Annotated in this window: 1 protein-coding gene; it reads right to left on the reverse strand. The window is 71.2% G+C overall.

Features of this window, described 5'->3' with window-relative positions; translation table 11 throughout:
* Positions 1-13 precede the first annotated feature (13 nt).
* Positions 14-1,327 carry an ISL3 family transposase gene (locus PHK61_RS31775; RefSeq protein WP_274285035.1) on the reverse strand — a complete coding sequence of 438 codons (1,314 nt, stop codon included), beginning with the start codon at positions 1,325-1,327 and terminating at the stop codon, positions 14-16.
* Positions 1,328-1,396 lie beyond the last annotated feature (69 nt).

Here is a 1,396-nt window from a genome sequence, read left to right on the forward strand (position 1 = left end):
GGCTCTTCCGGAATCAGAGTGCGAGAGATCCGCAGTGCAGCAGGGACCGGATGCGGTAGTTGATGAGGTTGCGGAAGCCGAGGGCGTTGCGGCGCAGCGCTTCGAGGCGGCCGTTGATGGCCTCGGTCGGGCCGTTCGAGGCCCGGTGGGTGAAGTAGGCCAGGACGTCGTCTCGTCGGCGGTGCAGGGTCCGCCCGAGGGTCGCGAGCTCCTCGAGCCCGGCGGGCACCGCAGCCCGCAACGTGTCGATCACTCGGGTGAGCAGGGTCTTCCCGCGTTGGCGGTCGTCGTCGGCGTAGGCGGCGATGATCTGCTGGTAGATCCGCCAGGTGACCTCGACCGCGACGTGCTCCTCGGCGGCGAACACCACCTCGAGGCGGTTCTTCTGCCTGCTGGTGAGCAGCTCGGTGCGGGTCCGCAGCGTGCGTCGCACACGGTAGAGCGGGTCCCCGCTGCGGCCGCGGTGCCCGAGGGTGTCCTGCTGGACGCGCTGGCGGCACAGGTCCAACTTCGCGCCCGCGAGCGCGACGACGTGGAACGGGTCCATGACCGTGACCGCGTCCGGGAGCGCGGTGGTGGCGGCGTTCTTGTAGCCGCCGAACCCGTCCATCGCGACGATCTCGACCGCCGCGCGGAACTCGGGGCTGCGCTCGGCCAGCCAGCCGGCCATCGCCGCGGCGGACCGGCCCGGGACCATGTCGAGTAGCCGGGCAGGCCCCTGGCCTGCGACGACAGCGGTCAGATCGGTGATGACGGTGACGAACCCGTCGGCGTCACGGCCGAGCACGTGCGACCACTTGTGCTCGTCGACCCCGATCACCCCGACACCCTCGAGGCGGGCCGGGCCAGCGTTGAGCAGCAGTTCGCGCGTCGCGGCCACAGCGATGCCGTTGACGGTGTCCCAGCTGCGACCCAGCTCGCGGGCGACCGCGGAGACGGTGGCCTTGTCGACCGCCAGGCGCCGCAGTACGAACCCGGCACAGCGCCGCGTGGTCGACCATCCCGGCCGCGCGAGCCGGCTGGTGTCGTGAGCGAAGACCTCGCGGTCGCACCCGTCGTGGACACACCGGTAGCGCGGCAGCCGGACACGCAGCTCGAGGGGATGACCGACCACCGGAACGTCGGTGACCCGGCGCTCGACGCTGTCGCGGTAGGCCCCGGTGAGGTTGCAGTTCGGGCACCGGCCGGGACCCTCGGTGATCAGGTCGCACCACAGCACCGTGGTCTCGCCAGCGAGCGCGGCGTCGACGATCCGCACCCCGAGCTCGACCGTGCGAATGATCGTGTCGGCCACGACCTGGGCAGGCGGCGACGTAAGCTGCGGCATCGGGTCCCCGAGGCGTTGAAGGCGACTGGCGTAGGAACCGTCATCATCAACTTCTCGGGGCCCGCCTCA

It is taken from the genome of Actinomycetospora lutea (assembly GCF_028737205.1).
In the GTDB taxonomy this organism is placed as follows: Bacteria; Actinomycetota; Actinomycetes; order Mycobacteriales; family Pseudonocardiaceae; genus Actinomycetospora; species Actinomycetospora lutea.

Coding starts and splice junctions, on each gene's coding strand:
- PHK61_RS31775 (WP_274285035.1), bottom strand. CDS start 1,327: ATGCCGCAGCTTACGTCGCCGCCTGCCCAGGTCGTGGCCGACACGATC.